This is a genomic window from Epibacterium sp. HA2-3 (genome assembly GCF_055693725.2).
Map to the genome: position 1 here is coordinate 2,207,642 of NZ_CM172490.1, position 16,867 is coordinate 2,224,508.

A 16,867-nucleotide genomic window follows, 5' to 3' on the forward strand; every position below is an offset into this window, starting at 1 on the left:
TCAGAGATCGCCTCTCAGGGTCCAAAGTTCAGGAAACAGCTCCACGCTCAGCATCCGGCGCAGATATTGCACCCCAGAGGTGCCGCCGGTGCCGCGCTTGAAGCCAATCACGCGCTCCACCGTGGTGACGTGGTTGAAACGCCAACGGCGGAAATAATCCTCAAGATCAACCAGCTTCTCGGCCAGTTCATAAAGGGTCCAATAGGTGTCGATGTCGCCGTAAACCTTGAGCCAGCGCTCTTGGATCGTCTCATCCAGAGCATGCGGCGCATCCAGTCTCGGCGCGGGGAGGTTTTCGGTGTGACCGTCGAGCGTCTGAAACAGATACCGGTTCACCTCGTCATAAAAACTCGGGCGCGCCAGCTCCGCACTGAGGAGCGCATGCACCTCTGGCACATGCTCATGCGGGCGCAGCATGTTGGGATTGCGATTGCCCAGAACATATTCGATCAGACGATACTGATAGGACTGAAACCCCGAGGACGGCCCCAGAGCCTCGCGAAATCGGGTGTAATCGGCGGGCGTCATGGTGCGCAGCACATCCCAGGCGCTGTTGAGCTGCTCAAAAATCCGGCTCACCCGCGCGAGCATCTTGAACATCTCGGCAGTCTGCCCCTGCTGCAAGGCCTCACGCGCCGCCTGCAGCTCGTGCAAGGCAAGCTTCATCCATAGCTCGCTGGTCTGATGCTGGATGATGAACAGCATCTCGTCATGGGCGTCGCTCTTGCAGTGCTGCTGATCCAGGAGCGCATCCAGATGCAGGTAATCGCCATAAGACATGGCATCGGCAAAGCCCATCTTTGCCCCGTCCTGGCCGGGATTATAGGCGGAATCGCTCATGGTGGACCTCTCTTTCAGGATCACGGGCGCCCGATCTGGGATCGCCCGGCAGGGGACAGCGTCGGCCAGACGGTATTGTGCCACCGGACCGGACGCAAGAAAAAAGCTTTAAGCTTAAAGAAACTGCAGTCTCCTCTCGAACGAGCTACTCGTTCGCTTGTCTCTTCACTGGAAAATCGTCCAACAATCTGAAACAACTCAGAGAAGATCCCTTAGCGGATAGCAATTCCCCTGACAGCATCTTACTGTCAAATCGTGGTATCGTATTTTGCAATACCCAATTCAGGAGACAGGCTCATGGCCAAGGCAGAGCTGCCAGTGATCATTGGAATTGCGGCATCGGCCGGCGGGTTGGAGGCAACCACGTCGCTGGTCAAGAATCTGCCGTCGCAGACCAATGCCAGCTATGTCGTCGCTCAGCACATGTCCCCGACTCACAAAAGCCTGTTGTGGTCCCTGATCGGGCGAGAAACCGAACTGCCGGTGATCGAACTCACGGACGAAGACCTGGTCCCGGAGCCCGACACGATCTATATCGCGCCGCCCAATTACGATGTCATCGTGGACAACGGCAAACTGGCCCTGCGTGATCCCAGCGGCCATCCCGGCACGCCGAAACCCTTGGCGGACCGGCTATTCAAAAGCCTTGCCGACGAATGTGGCGAACGCTGCGTCGGGATCGTTCTGTCCGGTACCGGCAGCGATGGAAGCTACGGTATCCGCGCCATTCGCGAAGCCGGTGGGGTCACCATCGCGCAGGAAATCGGCACCGCCAAATATGAGGGTATGCCCTCCTCGGCCGTGCATACGGGGTGTATCGATCTGACCATGTCGCCGGATATGATCGGCCAGCAACTCGACAGCATCCTCGCGAACCCTCGGGATTTTTCCGAACTTAGAGGATTTACCGGCAACCCCAGCGGGTTGCTCGATCTCTACCATATCCTACTTGCGCGCACCGGCGTGGATTTCCGCGAGTACAAGGAAACCACCATCAACCGCCGCATCGCGCGCAGAATGGTTGCGCAGGGCATCGACGTCTATGAGGACTATGTCGAATTCTGTCGTGAGAACGCAACCGAGGTGGATGCGCTCTACAAGGACATGATGATCTCGGTGACGCGCTTTTTCCGCGATCACGCCCATTTCAACCAGCTCACCAAGGTCATTCAGGGTTTGGTGGATGACAACAGAGATCGCCAGATCCGTGTCTGGGTTGCAGGCAGCGCCACCGGCGAAGAAGCCTATTCTCTCGCCATCCTCTTTGCCGAAGCGATGGGGGGACTGAAGGCGATCAGCAAAGAGCGTATTCAGATCTTTGCCACCGACATTGACACCGAGGCGCTGGAGGTCGCGCGACGCGGGATCTATCCGCTCTCGGCCGCCAACGACGTGCCGCGCCAATATGTCGAGACCTACATGAACATCGAAGGCGACGCGCTGGAGGTCAACAAGCATCTGCGGTCGGTGGTTCTGTTTTCGCGGCACAACCTTATTCAGGACCCTCCCTTCATCAACATGGACATGATCAGCCTGCGCAATCTGCTGATCTATTTTGGCGCGTCCCTGCAGGAAAAAGTCCTATCACGCATGGCCTATGCCCTTGTTCCCAATGGGAAACTCTTCCTGGGGTCGTCCGAAACCGTCGGCTCGATGCATGGGCATTTCGAAACCTATTCCCTGCCCGACAAGATCTATTCCAAACGCGGCCTGCGGCAGAGCGTGCAAGCCACGGCAAATTTCCTGCCCCTTACGGCCCTGCATCGCGGCCCGCTTGCACAGAGCCGTGCATCAACGCCGCCGCAGACCTTCGACATGTTCGACGCGCTCATCCGGACTTTGGCACCAAATGGGTTTATTGCCACGCAGGACCACGTTATCATCCGCATAATCGGTGATATTTCCAGCGCCACTGAACTCAACGAGAGCAGCGCGCTGCCGCGCATGTCGACCAAAATCCTGAAATCCGAGCTGCGCGCCGAAGCGGCGAGCCTCATCACTCTTTGCCTGCGCAGCAAATCGACTCGATCAGGGCGCTGGCACGATGTTGAAGGGTCGGACCTGATCCAATTGCGTATGACCTGCTTCCCGCTCTTGATGGATGGCGAGGGTGAAGACCATGTGCTGTTTTCGATCGAAGAGCGTGAATCCCAGCCTCGGACCGTCGCAACCGAGGACATGAATATCGACGACCGAATGGTCTATGTGCGCCAGATCGAGGACGAAATCGCCTCCACCCGCGAGGCGCTGCAGCAGACCATCGAGGAGCTGCAAACTTCGAACGAGGAACTACAGTCCGTCAACGAAGAGATGCAGGCGACCAACGAAGAACTGCAAGCCACCAATGAAGAGCTCGAAACCTCGAATGAGGAGCTTCAGGCCACCAACGAAGAGCTGATCACCGTCAACGAGGAAATGCAGATCAACTCCACCGAGCTGCAACAACTCTCGATTGAATTGGCCGCCGTTCTCGAGGCGACCCCCTACCCGACGCTGCTGGTCGACCCGGCCCTGCAGATCAGGCATGCCTCAGCAGCGGCGATCGATCATTTTGGCCTCTCCGAGCTGCCCCCAAACGGCACTCATATCGGCGCCTGCACCGATGGTGCAGGGCTGGCGCATCTTGTTTCCAAGGTGGCCGAGTGTTTCCGCACCCGCGAGAGCAGCACGCTCGAGGTCAATGACGAGACCTGGTCAAAGACGCTGACTTTCACACCGATTCAAAAGGGCGTCACTCAGGAAACCATCGGTGTCACTGTCACCGTTCTGTAGAACGAATCGCATAATCTTAGCCTGGGAATCGCGCATCACCTTCGAGGGTTCTTGCGCGGCCAAACCCGCAGAGCTGCGACTCGGGGTGCGGCGTAGAAAAATTGCGCGACGCCTCGAAATTAATCGCATCCCTCTAAATAGCGAGTGGACCTTCTACAAAAAACAAATGCCTCAGTCGCTTGAAACAATAATCCATCAATAATCGTTTGGCAGCGCACTTGTTCGCCAATTCACACACATGATTATTTTGATCTGTCTAGTCTTGTTTTGACAAATACCGCCTTTAATTTAGACACTTAGTGTTCCTCCAATTAAATGGTGACCCCTGTGTATGAGGTAAGTGAGTACGCCAGCAACATGCTGACCGTCGAGATCCGGGAGGCGGCAGGCGGACGCGACCAGACAGTTTCTGCGGTGACGTTGAATTCGGACGAACTGAAAAACACCCTGCACTTCTCGGGACGGCGCAGCATCTCCGATGTGTTCCACCCGGACTTCGCAGACTATCTGCAAAATCTGCTCGCCCGCGCGGTCGAGGCCCCGATGGTTCTGACCGACCCGGATGTGATCCAGTCGTTCGGCGGCGCCGTGGTTGCGCGGATGCGCATGCTCGTTAACAAGGCGGTGGATGGGGGGCGTCACATCACGGTACGTTTCGCCTATTTCATCGGAGCGATGTCTGGTCTGTTTCGCCGCGATGAGTTCAGCCATCACATGCCGCTGCCCCATCGGGAGCGCGCTGCGGTGCAGGCGCTCGACAGCATCTGCACGCCCTTGAGCAATATCGCCTCGCACCTGGATCGCATCCTTGAAAATCGAAATGCCACGGAATCCGTGCGCTCTCGTTTGCGCAAGATCGAGGATGAAACCGTCGAGCTGAAGTTCTACACAGAGTTGTTGCGGCGATATGTGGATGATTGCGCGCGAGAGCGTGCCGGGCACGAGGAAGACCACGCTCTCGAGTATGAGAACGGCGAGGCAACCACTGCCATCGAAGAGGTTGAGCGCATGATGGTGGAAACCGGGACGTAGCGCGGGGCGTCTTGTTCCACACGCTACCCCCGGGAGCATGACTGCTCTGGTTGCGGCCAGGATCCCTTGAGCCGACAGTTGGACATTGCCAAACGGGACAGACTTGAAATCGCCCCCGTTTCAGATCGCCATAGTCCGATGGCCACGCCCCCAAAGACCATGCCCAAGTGACATCCACCACGTCAGGGACCCTTTGTGCTCACCCACGTCGGGTATGGTCCAGCTGTTGCGACGCCATGGGCGCGCGATTTGGTTTTGCAAATTTCACCTTGGCAGATAGATTTTCTGATTTTCTACAAATGGTGGCCGCGGCGCCGATTCTTCCAAAATCATGGATGGTTTGTGCTTGGTGACTTTACCCGAGCAGGACAAATAGGCATGCATACCAAAAACAATTCCAAAGCCTGTGAAAGCGCTTAGAGAGAAAACCTCACAGGTTGGACACCTGATCGCCGAGATCCAACCTTTCGAGGTTCTTTTTCAATTCTGCAAAACTACGTGGTTTGGAGAAATAAAACCCCTGTAATATATCGCAACCGATGGCGCCGAGTGTTTTTGCTTTTTCAATGGTATCCACCCCCTCGGCGATGATCTTCACATCCAAAGTGTGTGCAAGGTCCACAACTGACGCCACCATTCGTTCCGCGCGCTCGCTTTTTCCAAGCGGGAAGATGATATTTCTGTCGATTTTCAGGGCGTCCGGCTCGATGTTGAGGACGCCATTGATCGACGCATGGCCGGATCCGAAATCGTCGACATCAATCTGAAAACCAAGATCCTTCAGCGCATCGATGCAGAAGATCAGCGCCTCGCCCTCATCCTCGCAGGAGATCGATTCCAGAATTTCAAACGCGTAACTCTCGCGCTGATCGGGGATGCGTGCGCGGACCGTTTCGATAAAGCTCGGCTGCATGATGCGCGCCGCGCTTACGTTGAATGCCACCCGCGGCACCAGAATGCCCTCGGCGCGCAGGCTGCGCATATCCGCCACCGCCCTGTAAAAGATGCAGCCATCCAACTCCGCCTCAAGCCCAAGCTGCTTGGCAATGCCCAGAAACCTGTCGGGGGGCAGTACACCGCGGTCGGGATGCTCCCAGCGCGCCAGCACCTCAACCCCGGCTAGATGCCAGGTCAGAGCATCATGCTGCGTGTGATAATAGGGCGTTATTTCGCCTACCTCGATCGCATAGGGCAGCCGGTCCGAGAGTGCGCGCTCTTCCAGTACCTCTGCCCGCATCTCGGATGTGAAAACTTCTACCGCGCCGCGCCCCGAAGCCTTCGCCCGGTAGAGCGCCGCATCCGCATTGCTCAGCAACTCGCTGGCCGTGATTTCACCGGGAACGCCATGCGCGACCCCAAAGCTTGCCCCGAAATTGCAGCGCTTGTTGCCCCAGACCACAGGCTCTAGCACCGCCTGAAGAACCCGGGTTGCCAGGGTTTGCGCCTGCTCGAGCGTTGTCCCGGATCGACAGAGAACGACAAATTCGTCGCCTCCCACCCGCGCGGGAACATCCCCCGCCTTCGTGTGCGCCCGAAGCACATCCGCCACATGGCAAAGCACATAGTCCCCGGCCTCGTGGCCGAGGATGTCGTTGATTTTCTTGAACCTGTCCAGGTCGATCCGCACCAGAGCAACGGGTTCTGTCTGCAATCTTCGGCTCAGCTCGCGATCCAGGTGTCGCCGGTTGGGCAAATGCGTCAGTGGATCGCTGAGGGATTGCAACTCAAGCCGGTCTTTCGTCTCTTTGAGCGCCTGCGCGGCGCGGCGCTGTTCCCGTTCATTCCGCACCAGATCTGTAATGCAGATGCGTGTCACCACCTTGTCGCCAAAATCGGTTTCATTCACCCGTGACACGATATGGCGATCGCCAGCCAGTTCCAGCTGGGTTTCTGTACAAAAGCCATGGTTGACGATGCGTTGGTTGTAATTCTGGATGTAATCCTTGGCCGAAACCCCACGCAGCAAATAGTGCCCGGATTCTACCGCGTCAGCGAGGATCTCCGTGAGGGTCATGCCGGGCACAACTTTGTCGGGGTGAACATGGCTCAACTCTCGATAACGATCGTTGCAGGTCACGAGACGGTTTTCTTCGTCGAAGATCGCAAAGCCATCTTTGGAGGCCTCCATCGCGGCCGTCACGCGCTGCGACATCCGGTTCAACTGACGCGCCTGCTCCATATGGAGATGCCACGCGCGCGCCATCTGACGGGCGAGAAACACAAAGAACAACACCAGACAGAGGCTGATCACAGCGGTGCCGGTTTTGACAATTCGGACCAGTTGTTCCTCGATCAGATCGACGTAGGGACGAAACGAGAGGCTGAGGTGCTGAAGCTCCTCAACGCCTGCTGTCAGTTCCCTGTTCAGGTCATCGGGACTTTCGATCCCCTCGACGAGGAGCCTGTCGCCGCGTGCAGTCGCCAACAGCAACTCATCCGTTTGAAACGTTGCAGTCAGCGCTGATTGGCAGATGTCAAAGGCCGGCCCCGCACCGAGGCGCAACACGGCCCGGCGTTCAAAGTCGGACAGGTTGTCGAGACACCACCGCGCCTGCGCGCGCGCACCTTCAAGAAGCGCGTGCAGCTGTTGCGCCGCCTGTGCCCCAAGCACCGGGTTTTCGTTTAGAACATCGAGGGACTCATGCACGAGGTTCAGGTGCACAAGGTTGCGCTGGCGGTATTCACTCGCCAGAGTCAAATAGCGATATCCCAGAAAAGACACCCCGATCTGAAGCGCGAGGATAAGGGCAAAGAACACCAGCGCCTGCCGCAGGCTCATCCGTCAGGCCTCCTACACAGCCACTCGATACAACACCGGGCTGACCGTAGTCGGATATATTTTCGGAAAAGCTAATGTCGCGCGTTTTTTTCGTAAGCTGGCGCCGCCCCCGCTTAATGCGCGCTGTCCCCCTTGCGTTTGCAGTGCATTTTGGGGCTCATACGGGGCGAAATACCAAACCAGAAACAGGAGCGAGCATGAAAGCCATAGTTCACACCGCACGCGGCACCGCGCGGGACACCTTGGTCCTGACCGAAACAGAGACCCCGACCCCCGGCCCCGGAGAGGTGCTGGTCGCGATGCGGGCCTCTGGGGTCAACCCATCGGATGTCAAGCTGCGCTCTGGCGCGCAGGGGCCGATGGTGGCCGAGCAGGTCTTGGTTCACAACGATGGCGCAGGCGTAATCGAGGCCGTCGGCGACGGTGTCGGACCGGCCCGGATCGGGCGTCGGGTCTGGCTCTACAATGTGAACCGCTCTGCGGATGGGCTAGGTCAGGGCCCGCTTGGAACAGCGGCGGAATTCGCCATTGTGCCAGCACATCTGGCGGTGGATCTGCCGGATGCGGCCAGCTTCGAGGCCGGCGCCTGCATCGGCGTGCCCGCAATGACAGCGCATCGCGCAGTGATGTGGGCCGGATCGGTCGCGGGTAAGACCCTGTTGATCACCGGCGGCGCAGGCGCGGTCGGGCACAGTGCCATCCAGATTGCCAAGGCCAAAGGCGCGCGCGTCATCGCCACCGTCTCAAGCGACGCGAAGGCTGAGATCGCCCGCGCAGCAGGCGCCGATGAGGTGCTCAACTACAAGAGCGCGCCTTTGGTGGATCAGCTGATCGAACTGGTGGGCGCAGGCGGAATTGACCATGTCGTCGACGTGGATATCGCCGCGCATATGGAGATCTACCCGCAGATCCTCAAGCTCAACGGTTCGGTCGGGGCCTATGCCTCCGCCAGTAACCTCACGCCCGCCCTGCCCTTTTATCCGCTGGCCTTTCGCAACATTCAGATCCAGCCAGTTTTTGTCTACTCGATGAGTGACAGCGCCAAAGCAGAGGCGATTGCAGACATCAACGCGCTCCTGTCCGCGGGTCAGCTGACGCCGCGCATTGACCGCGTCTTTGCGCTTGAGGAGATCGTTGACGCACATGAGGCCGTGGAGGCAGGCACCCTTGTTGGAAACGCGATCCTGAAGATCTGAGTGCCCAACACAAAACAAAAAGGGCCCCGCAGATATGGGGCCCTTTTTTTGAATTGAAGCACACTGGCACTCAGCTGATATGCGCGGTGGCCTCGATTTCAACAAGCGCGCGATCCTCGACAAGCCCTGCTACGATCAGCATCGACATTGCCGGGAAATGCTTGCCGAACACCTCGCGATAGGCGGCGCCCACCTCGGCCTGATGGGCCAGGTATTCCTGTTTGTCGGTGACAAACCACGTCAGGCGCGTCACATCAGAGGGCTTGCCTCCGGCCGCGTCGACGATGGCCGCGATGTTTTTCAGCGCCTGACGCATCTGGCTTACGAAATCATCACCGACAAATTCCTTGTTTTCGTCCCAGCCGATCTGGCCGCCAATATGCAGCACGCCGTCATGGGTCAGCATGCCATTGGCATAGCCTTTGGCCGGTGCCCAACCTTCGGGGTGGATGGTTTTATGGGTCATATCTGCCCTTTCATCTCATTCTCAATTTTGGTTCGGATCGGTGCGGGCCAGGGCGCTGAGCGCCCCTCGGCATTGATATGCACCAGGGTTGTTTCCGTCGAAAACCGCAGCTCCTCGCCACAATGTGCGGTCATCTCGTAGGTCAGCGAAGACGTCCCCAGCCGCGTGACACGAAGGCGCAGGACCAGATGATCCCCGTGACGACTGGGCGCGGAAAAGCGGGTCTGGATGTTTGCCGTGGGCACACCTGCGGTTTGATGCATGTCCTCAAAGGGCCAGCCAAGAACATCGGCAAACCAGCTCTCGACACAATCGTTCATCATCTCGAAGTAGCGGGGGAAAAAGACAATCCCCGCCGGGTCGCAATGTTTGAACATTACTTTCTGTGGCATCTCATACATGGCTCAGACCCCCACGTAGCGTTCGCTGATGTCCGGGGTCAGCGCCGCCATGGCACCGCTCCAGACGGTCTTGCCGCGCTCCAGCACCACGGCGCGGTCGCAGACCTGCGCCAGCTCGGCCAGCGTCTTGTCGATCACGAGGATCGCCATGTCGGTGTCCGCCTTGAGCTGGTTGATCGCCGCCCAGATCTCCTGGCGGATGATCGGCGCAAGGCCCTCTGTCGCCTCATCCAGGATGAGGAGACGCGGGTTGGTCATCAGCGCGCGACCAATCGCGAGCATCTGCTGCTCCCCGCCCGACAGTGACGCCGAAAGCTGGCTGTGGCGTTCGCCCAGCCGCGGGAAAAGCTGCGTGACGCGGGCCATGTCCCAGTCACCGGGACGGCTGGTGGCCAGAAGGTTTTCCGCCACCGTGAGGTCCCGAAAACAGCGCCGCCCCTCCGGCACCAGACCGAGGCCAAGACGTGCGGCCTTGTGGCTGGGCAGAGCGTGCAGGTTCTGGCCAGCAAACTCCAGCGTACCGCCTGCGTTGATCATGCGGCAGATTGCCTTGACGGTGGTGGATTTGCCCATGCCGTTGCGGCCCATCAAAGCCACTACCTCGCCCGGGTTGATGTCGAGATCGACACCAAAGAGGGCCTGGCTCACGCCGTAGGAGGCAGTGAGCGATTTTACGGACAAAAGGCTCATGCGCTTTCTCCCAGATAGGCTTCGCGCACGCGCGGATCGGTGCGGATCTGATCGACGCTGCCCGTGGCAATCACCTCGCCATAGACCAGAACGCTGATCCGGTCCGCGAGCGCAAACACCGCGTCCATGTCGTGTTCAACCAGAAGGATCGGGGCCTCCTGGCGCAGGCCATCCAGGAACCCGGTGAGGTTCTTCGACCCTTCCGCCCCGAGCCCCGCCATGGGCTCGTCCATCACAAAGGCCTTGGGCGCAAGCGTGAGGGCCACCGCGACCTCGAGTTGTCGGCGTTGGCCATGGCTGAGGTCAGCGCAGCGCTTGGCCTTGCTTTCTGCAAGGCCCACGCGCTCGAGCGCCGCCTCGGCACGATCCCGCAACGCAGGATCACCCAGCGCGGATGCCCAGAACCGCCACGGCCGACCAGTGGCGCCCATCGCGCCAAGGGTGGCATTCTCGAGCACCGTGTCCTCCATCGCGAGTGCAGAGATCTGGAACGTCCGTCCCAGCCCCGCCCGCGCGCGCTGATCTGTGCTTAGGCCGGTAACATCCTGCCCCATCAGCTCCACACGTCCGGCATCCGGCGTGAGCGAGCCGCAGATCTGAGCAATCAATGTCGACTTTCCTGCGCCATTGGGGCCGATGATGGCGTGAATTTCGCCGGGGCGCAGGTCAATCGAGATGTCACGGCTGGCCTTGAGCGCGCCAAAGGATTTGCTGATGCCGTGGGTGGCAAGGATCGTCTCAGTCATGGGTCGCCTCCTTCCCGGCCACCAGCCCGGTGATGCCACCGCGCGCAAAGAGCACGACCGCAAGAAGGATCAGCCCGAGGAAGATGTGCCAGAATTCAGTGATCCCGCCGAGGAAGTGTTCAAGCGCCACAAAGGTCACTGCCCCCGCGACCGGCCCAAACAGTCGTCCGACGCCGCCAAGGATAACGAGGATCATGATTTCGCCCGAGAACTGCCAGCTGAACATCGTCGGGCTGACAAAGCGGTTGAGATCGGCAAAGAGCGCGCCCGCAACGCCGGTGATGACACCGGAAATCACAAAGGCCACCAGTTTGAGGCGCATGGGATCCATGCCCACCGCTTCGACCCGCGCGGGCACCTGACGCGCTGCGTTGAGCGCAAGCCCAAAGGGAGAGCGGCGCAGGCGCGCGGTAAAGATCAGCACCACCACGAGGATCGCAAGACACAGCCCGTAGAACTGGATCGGCGCCAATGTGTTGAGGCCGGGAAAATCGTTCCTGACATAGATCGACATACCGTCCTCACCACCATAGGTGGTCCAGGAAATCGCGAAGTAGTAGAACATCTGGCCAAAGGCGAGCGTAATCATGATGAAATACGCCCCGGTGGTGCGCAGGCTCAGGATGCCAATGACCAGCGCTGCGAGCGCCGAGACCACAACAGCCAGAAGCCAGATTACCGGCATGAATTTGGTGCCTTCAATCAGGAAAGGCCACTCCATCAGCGGCGTATAGCTCTGGGCGTGGTGGGCCAGGATGCCCATGGCATAGCCGCCGATCCCAAAAAACACCGCGTGGCCAAGGCTTACAAGGCCGCCAATGCCAAGAGCAATATTGAGGCCGGCAGCCGCCAGCGCGAGGATGACTGCACGGGTCGCAAGCGTGATGGTGAAAGGCTCATCGCTCATCAGCGCCCATGCAGGCACGGCAATGAGGCCCAGCATCAGGGCTGCGTTAAAATAGGTTTCTCGTGTCATGCGCGGGCTCCGAACAGGCCAGAGGGACGCCAGACCAGTACAAGGCTCATCAGGATGTAGATCGACATCGAGGCGATCGACGATCCGGCAGATGTTGCGGGGGCCGCGTCCATAAAGAGTTTGAGCACTTCAGGCAGGAAGATCCCGACCAATGTATCCGTCAGCCCCACCAGCAATGCGCCGATAAAGGCCCCTTTGATGGATCCGATGCCGCCGATCACGATCACGACGAAGGCAAGGATCAGCACCGGCTCGCCCATGCCGACCTGCACCGACTGGATCGCGCCCACCAATGCGCCAGCGAGACCGGCCAAGGCCGCGCCAAGGGCAAAGACAAGCGTGTAAAGCTTGGAGATGTCCACACCCAGGGCGGCAATCATCTCTCGGTCGTTCTCACCCGCACGGATCTGAATGCCGATCCGGGTGCGCTCGATCAGGAGCCACAGGCCGAAGGCCACCAGAAGCCCCACCCCGATGAGCGCAAGACGATAAAGCGGATACTGGATACCTCCGGGCAGGGTAACCGGCCCCGACAAGGCATCGGGAATGTCCAGAAACAGCGGAAAAGAGCCAAAAACCCAGCGCGTGCCTTCGGAGAAAATCAGAATGAGCGCAAAGGTCGCCAGCACCTGATCGAGGTGATCGCTGTCATAGAGCCTGCGGATCACCGCAACCTCGATCACAGCCCCCGCAAGCGCCGCCGCCGCAAGCGCCGCGATAAGCGCCAGCACGAAGGACCCCGTGACGCCCGCCACAGCCGCCGCGGCAAAGGCCCCAACCATATAGAGCGAGCCATGGGCGAGATTGATGAGGCCCATGACCCCAAAAATCAGCGTCAGCCCCGCCGCCATGAGAAAGAGCATGACGCCGGACTGAAGCCCGTTCAGCACCTGCTCGATGATAAGTATCGTGGACATGTGTCTTCTTTCAGGTGTGCCCCGGCCCGCAGAGACTGCGAGCCGGGCGCGCCTCACTTACATCTTGCACTCGTCCACATAGGCGTTTGCATGATCCTCAAGGGCGGTGCCGACGATCTTGTTGGTGTAGACGTCGCCTTCCTTGATGACCTCACGCACATAGACGTTCTGGATCGGGTGGTTGTTGGACGCAAAGGAGAATTCGCCGCGCACAGAGGCAAAATCGGCCTCCTTGAGGGCCGCAGCAAAGGCTGCGTCATCATTTACATCCGCCTTGTCGATGGCCGACAGCAGCAGGTTTGCGGTGTCATAGCCCTGCGCCGCATAGATCGACGGCAGACGGTCGTATTTCTGCTGGAAGGCCGCAACAAAGGCCGCGTTGGCCTCATTGTCCAGATCCTTGGACCAGGTGGAGGAGTTCTTGACGCCAAGCGCCGCTTCGCCCACCGCTTGCAGGATGCCCTGATCAAAGCTGAAGGCCGGGCCGACGACTGGCAGGTCGACGCCGCTGTCAGAATATTGCTTCAGGAAGGAGATCCCCATGCCGCCGGGCAGGAAGAAGAACACGCTGTCGGCGCCGGATGCGCGGATCTGCGCGATTTCAGCCGCGTAATCAGTCTGGCCGAGCTTGGTGTAGACCTCCCCTGCGAGATCGCCTTCATAGAAACGTTTGAAGCCAGTGAGGCTGTCGATCCCCGCCGGGTAGTTCGGCGCGAGAATGAAGGTGTTCTTGAACCCCGCCTGCGTTGCATAGGCGCCCGCGCCTTCATGCAGGTTGTCGTTCTGATAGGCGACCGAGAAATAATTGGCGTTGCAGCCTTTGCCCGCCAGCTGTGCGGGGGCCGCGTTGGTCGAAAGATAGAACAGCCCCTGCGCAGTCGTCGCAGGCACCACGGCCATTGCAAGGTTGGACCAGACGATTCCGGTCATCACGTCGACTTTTTCGGACTGGATCATCTTGTCGGCAAGCTGCACGGCAATGTCAGGCTTGCGCTGGTCATCCTCGATGACCACTTCGACATCGTCGCGACCTGCGGCTTCCATCGCCAGCATGAACCCGTCCCGCGTGTCGATGCCGAGGCTCGCACCGCCGCCCGAAAGCGTGGTGATCATCCCGACTTTGACCTCTGCCATTGCTCCGCCCGCGGCAAGCGCCGCGGCCGCTGTGGCCAACATTAGCTTCTTCATGATCAAACTCCCTGTTTGTGGTTGGTTTGTTTTATTATTCAACGAAGCCGGAACCGCTGGATCTTGCCGGTCTGCGTCTTTGGCAGTTCTTCGGCAAAAATGATCGAGCGGGGATATTTGTAGGGCGCAATGGTCGCCTTCACGTGGCTCTGCAGATCCTTGATGAGCGTCTCAGACGGCGCGAAGTCCGCGTTGAGCACGATATGCGCCTGCACGATATGTCCGCGCGCCTCGTCCGGGGCGCCAATGACCGCACATTCCGCCACCGCCGCATGCGCCAGAAGCGCAGCTTCCACCTCGGGGCCAGCGATATTGTAGCCCGCCGAGACGATCATATCGTCGTTGCGCGCAGCAAAATGGAAATAGCCGTCCGCATCGCGGATGAAACTGTCGCCGGTGATGTTCCAACCATCCGCGACATAGCCCGCCTGCCGATCATCATTGAGATAGCGACAGCCCGTCGGCCCGCGCACCGCAAGGCGGCCAACTTCGCCATCGGGCACAGTGTTGCCTTCGTCATCGACCACCTTGGCCTCGTAGCCGCGCACAGGTTTGCCGGTGCAGGCCGGGCGGTGGTCATCAAACCGGTTGGAGATAAAGATATGCAGCATCTCGGTCGCGCCGATCCCATCGAGCATCGGCTTGCCGGTCTTGGCCATCCAATCGTCATAGACAGGTTTGGGCAGGGTCTCGCCCGCAGAGACAGCGGCGCGCAGGCTGCTCAGATCCGCACCCTCTTCCATCGCCGAGAGCATCACGCGATAGGCGGTCGGCGCAGTAAAGCACACGGTCGCGCGGTATTTCTCGATGATCTCGATCATGTTGGGCGGTGTGGCCTGTTCCAAAAGCGTCGCGGTTGCCCCGAACCGTAGCGGGAAAATCGCTAGCCCGCCAAGCCCGAAGGTAAAGGCAAGTGGCGGAGATCCCACAAAAATGTCCTCCGGCACCACATTGAGCACATCACGGGCATAGCCATCGGCAATGATCAATAGATCGCGGTGAAAATGCATGGTGGCCTTGGGCTCTCCGGTCGACCCGGAGGTGAACCCCAGGAGCGCCACATCATCGCGTCCGGTCTCTACCACCTCAAACTGCACCGGTTTCTCCAGAGCCAGCCGGTCAAGTTCAGCGTCGTGGTTGGAGGTCCCATCAAAGCCCACGACACGCTCAAGCACATCGCACTGGGCCGCGCAGGCTTCCATTTCCTCCATCAGCCGCGTATCACAGAGCGCAAACTGGATCTGCGCCTTCTCGACATATTTTTTTAGCTCTGCAGCGCGCAGCATCGGCATGGTGTTGACCACCACCGCGCCCGCCTTGGTGGCGGCGAGCCAGCAGGCCACCATCGCCGGATTATTCGCGGACCGGATCAGGATGCGATTGCCAGGCTTGACACCCAGATCCTGAACCAGCGCATGCGCCAGCCGGTTGGTCCAGTCGGCCAGTTCCTTGTAGGTGCGCTGCCGCCCGTTGCCGATCAGCGCGGTGCGGTCGCCAAAGCCGCGCTCCACCATCGCATCCGTCAGCTCCACGCCCGCGTTCAGATGCTCGGGATACTCAAATCCCTCAAGCATAAAATCGGGCCACTGATCCGCTGGCGGCAGCGCGTCGCGGGTGAATGTATCGGTATGTGCGGATGCTCCGAGCGTCATCATTTGCCCTCCAATGCCATCATCGCCTGCCGCGCGATCACCACGCGCTGAACGTCGCTCGCGCCCTCATAGATGCGCAACGCCCTGATTTCGCGATAGAGTTTTTCAACCATCGCGCCCGAACGCACGCCCTCCCCCCCAAAGAGCTGCACCGCCTTGTCGATGACGACCTGTGCCGCCTCGGTCGAGAACAGCTTGGCCATTGCCGCCTCGCGCGTGACCCGCGCCGCACCACTGTCCTTGGTCCAGGCCGCGCGGTAGACCAGCAGCGCAGCCGCATCCACATCCAGCGCCATATCGGCGATATGCCCCTGCACCATCTGCAAATCAAAGAGCGGCGCGCCCTGCACATGACGCTCGGTGACACGCCACAAGGCCTCGTCCAATGCCCGGCGCGCAAAGCCCAGCGCCGCCGCCGCCACGGTAGAGCGGAACACATCCAGCACCGACATGGCGATACGGAACCCCTGCCCCGGCGCACCGATCATGGCGCTTGCGGGGATGCGAACATCGCTGAACCGCAAGGTCGCCAGCGGGTGCGGTGCGATGGTCTCGAGCCGCTCCACCACCTCAAACCCGTCCAGATCCGGTGTGACTATGAAGGCCGAGAGCCCCTTGGCGCCCGGTGCCTCTCCGGTGCGGGCAAACAGCGTGTAGACATCGGCGATCCCCCCATTGGAGATCCAGGTCTTTTCACCATTCAGCACATAGTTATCACCATCGCGCACCGCCGTCATGGTGGAGTTCGCCACATCCGACCCCGACTGCGGCTCCGTCAGCGCAAAAGCAGCAATCGCCGCGCCGCTGCGGGTTTTCGGCAGCCACTCCGCTTTCTGCGCGTCGGTTCCAAACAGCGAAATCGCGCCTGTGCCAAGCCCCTGCATGGCAAAGGCAAAATCCGCAAGCCCATCGTGGCGGGCCAGGATCTCACGCGATAGGCACAGCTTGCGCACATCGAGGCTCTCCGAGGCACCCGCAGCCGCCGTCGGCTGCAACACCCCAGCCGCGCCAAGGTCCGCCACCAGCCTGCGACAGGCCGCATCGGTATCGCTGTGATCCACCTCAAGGCCCGCGGCCACAGCTTCGACCTTGGCAGCCCAAGCTCGATGCTCTTCGTCGAAAAAGGGCCAATTCAGAAAACTCTGGTCCGCCACGTTATCTTCCCCGTTGTCTTCATCTTCTTGTCAAATATCCTCGCCGAAGGCGAAATTC

General features: G+C 59.8%; 14 protein-coding genes. 3 read left to right on the plus strand and 11 right to left on the minus strand.

Annotated elements, in window-relative coordinates:
* Positions 1 to 840: a tryptophan 2,3-dioxygenase gene (locus ACZ1HH_RS10360; RefSeq protein WP_011539547.1), complete on the minus strand. Its 840-nt coding sequence runs from the start codon at positions 838 to 840 to the stop codon at positions 1 to 3.
* Between the two features lie 297 nt (positions 841 to 1,137).
* Here ACZ1HH_RS10360 and ACZ1HH_RS10365 point away from each other — a divergent pair, with 297 nt between their 5' ends.
* Complete coding sequence (locus tag ACZ1HH_RS10365; RefSeq protein WP_472636589.1) at positions 1,138 to 3,612, plus strand: CheR family methyltransferase; 2,475 nt, start codon at positions 1,138 to 1,140, stop codon at positions 3,610 to 3,612.
* Positions 3,613 to 3,939: 327 nt separating this feature from the next.
* Positions 3,940 to 4,644: a hypothetical protein gene (locus ACZ1HH_RS10370; protein ID WP_416368923.1), complete on the plus strand. Its 705-nt coding sequence runs from the start codon at positions 3,940 to 3,942 to the stop codon at positions 4,642 to 4,644.
* Between the two features lie 430 nt (positions 4,645 to 5,074).
* On the opposite strand, the gene ACZ1HH_RS10375 is transcribed toward ACZ1HH_RS10370, so the two are convergent.
* On the minus strand, positions 5,075 to 7,423 hold the full coding sequence (locus ACZ1HH_RS10375) for a putative bifunctional diguanylate cyclase/phosphodiesterase (RefSeq protein ID WP_472636590.1): 2,349 nt from the start codon (positions 7,421 to 7,423) through the stop codon (positions 5,075 to 5,077).
* A gap of 197 nt (positions 7,424 to 7,620) precedes the next feature.
* Between ACZ1HH_RS10375 and ACZ1HH_RS10380 the strand changes: the two genes are divergently transcribed.
* On the plus strand, positions 7,621 to 8,619 hold the full coding sequence (locus tag ACZ1HH_RS10380) for an NADPH:quinone reductase (protein WP_472636591.1): 999 nt from the start codon (positions 7,621 to 7,623) through the stop codon (positions 8,617 to 8,619).
* Positions 8,620 to 8,689: 70 nt separating this feature from the next.
* On the opposite strand, the gene ACZ1HH_RS10385 is transcribed toward ACZ1HH_RS10380, so the two are convergent.
* From ACZ1HH_RS10385 to ACZ1HH_RS10425, 9 genes are read right to left on the minus strand one after another with little or no spacing between them, the layout of a single operon-like run.
* The gene (locus ACZ1HH_RS10385) at positions 8,690 to 9,085 is read right to left on the minus strand and encodes a RidA family protein (protein ID WP_011539552.1); all 396 of its coding nucleotides are present in this window, start codon (positions 9,083 to 9,085) and stop codon (positions 8,690 to 8,692) included.
* Entirely contained in the window at positions 9,082 to 9,486 is a 405-nt protein-coding gene (locus tag ACZ1HH_RS10390; protein WP_472636592.1) for an acyl-CoA thioesterase, read from the minus strand. The genes ACZ1HH_RS10385 and ACZ1HH_RS10390 overlap by 4 nt, the downstream gene beginning before the upstream one ends.
* A gap of 3 nt (positions 9,487 to 9,489) precedes the next feature.
* Positions 9,490 to 10,176, minus strand: a complete 687-nt coding sequence (locus ACZ1HH_RS10395) for an ABC transporter ATP-binding protein (RefSeq protein ID WP_472636593.1) — start codon at positions 10,174 to 10,176, stop codon at positions 9,490 to 9,492.
* Entirely contained in the window at positions 10,173 to 10,922 is a 750-nt protein-coding gene (locus ACZ1HH_RS10400; RefSeq protein ID WP_472636594.1) for an ABC transporter ATP-binding protein, read from the minus strand. Before ACZ1HH_RS10400 ends, ACZ1HH_RS10395 begins: the two co-directional genes overlap by 4 nt.
* Positions 10,915 to 11,898, minus strand: coding sequence for a branched-chain amino acid ABC transporter permease (locus tag ACZ1HH_RS10405; RefSeq protein WP_472636595.1), 984 nt, complete (start codon positions 11,896 to 11,898; stop codon positions 10,915 to 10,917). Before ACZ1HH_RS10405 ends, ACZ1HH_RS10400 begins: the two co-directional genes overlap by 8 nt.
* The gene (locus ACZ1HH_RS10410; protein WP_011539557.1) at positions 11,895 to 12,815 is read right to left on the minus strand and encodes a branched-chain amino acid ABC transporter permease; all 921 of its coding nucleotides are present in this window, start codon (positions 12,813 to 12,815) and stop codon (positions 11,895 to 11,897) included. The genes ACZ1HH_RS10405 and ACZ1HH_RS10410 overlap by 4 nt, the downstream gene beginning before the upstream one ends.
* Positions 12,816 to 12,872: 57 nt before the next feature.
* Entirely contained in the window at positions 12,873 to 14,003 is a 1,131-nt protein-coding gene (locus ACZ1HH_RS10415) for an ABC transporter substrate-binding protein (RefSeq protein ID WP_472636596.1), read from the minus strand.
* A gap of 38 nt (positions 14,004 to 14,041) precedes the next feature.
* The gene (locus ACZ1HH_RS10420) at positions 14,042 to 15,655 is read right to left on the minus strand and encodes an AMP-binding protein (RefSeq protein ID WP_472637323.1); all 1,614 of its coding nucleotides are present in this window, start codon (positions 15,653 to 15,655) and stop codon (positions 14,042 to 14,044) included.
* Positions 15,655 to 16,809 carry an acyl-CoA dehydrogenase family protein gene (locus tag ACZ1HH_RS10425; RefSeq protein ID WP_487320266.1) on the minus strand — a complete coding sequence of 385 codons (1,155 nt, stop codon included), beginning with the start codon at positions 16,807 to 16,809 and terminating at the stop codon, positions 15,655 to 15,657. The genes ACZ1HH_RS10420 and ACZ1HH_RS10425 overlap by 1 nt, the downstream gene beginning before the upstream one ends.
* Positions 16,810 to 16,867: the final 58 nt, after the last annotated feature.

Excerpts from the sequence above, each read along its gene's own strand:
- ACZ1HH_RS10360 (WP_011539547.1), bottom strand. The coding sequence starts at position 840 with ATGAGCGATTCCGCCTATAATCCCGGCCAGGACGGGGCAAAGATGGGC.
- ACZ1HH_RS10365 (WP_472636589.1), top strand. The coding sequence starts at position 1,138 with ATGGCCAAGGCAGAGCTGCCAGTGATCATTGGAATTGCGGCATCGGCC.
- ACZ1HH_RS10375 (WP_472636590.1), bottom strand. The coding sequence starts at position 7,423 with ATGAGCCTGCGGCAGGCGCTGGTGTTCTTTGCCCTTATCCTCGCGCTT.
- ACZ1HH_RS10380 (WP_472636591.1), top strand. The coding sequence starts at position 7,621 with ATGAAAGCCATAGTTCACACCGCACGCGGCACCGCGCGGGACACCTTG.
- ACZ1HH_RS10385 (WP_011539552.1), bottom strand. The coding sequence starts at position 9,085 with ATGACCCATAAAACCATCCACCCCGAAGGTTGGGCACCGGCCAAAGGC.
- ACZ1HH_RS10390 (WP_472636592.1), bottom strand. The coding sequence starts at position 9,486 with ATGTATGAGATGCCACAGAAAGTAATGTTCAAACATTGCGACCCGGCG.
- ACZ1HH_RS10395 (WP_472636593.1), bottom strand. The coding sequence starts at position 10,176 with ATGAGCCTTTTGTCCGTAAAATCGCTCACTGCCTCCTACGGCGTGAGC.
- ACZ1HH_RS10400 (WP_472636594.1), bottom strand. The coding sequence starts at position 10,922 with ATGACTGAGACGATCCTTGCCACCCACGGCATCAGCAAATCCTTTGGC.
- ACZ1HH_RS10405 (WP_472636595.1), bottom strand. The coding sequence starts at position 11,898 with ATGACACGAGAAACCTATTTTAACGCAGCCCTGATGCTGGGCCTCATT.
- ACZ1HH_RS10410 (WP_011539557.1), bottom strand. The coding sequence starts at position 12,815 with ATGTCCACGATACTTATCATCGAGCAGGTGCTGAACGGGCTTCAGTCC.
- ACZ1HH_RS10415 (WP_472636596.1), bottom strand. The coding sequence starts at position 14,003 with ATGAAGAAGCTAATGTTGGCCACAGCGGCCGCGGCGCTTGCCGCGGGC.
- ACZ1HH_RS10420 (WP_472637323.1), bottom strand. The coding sequence starts at position 15,655 with ATGACGCTCGGAGCATCCGCACATACCGATACATTCACCCGCGACGCG.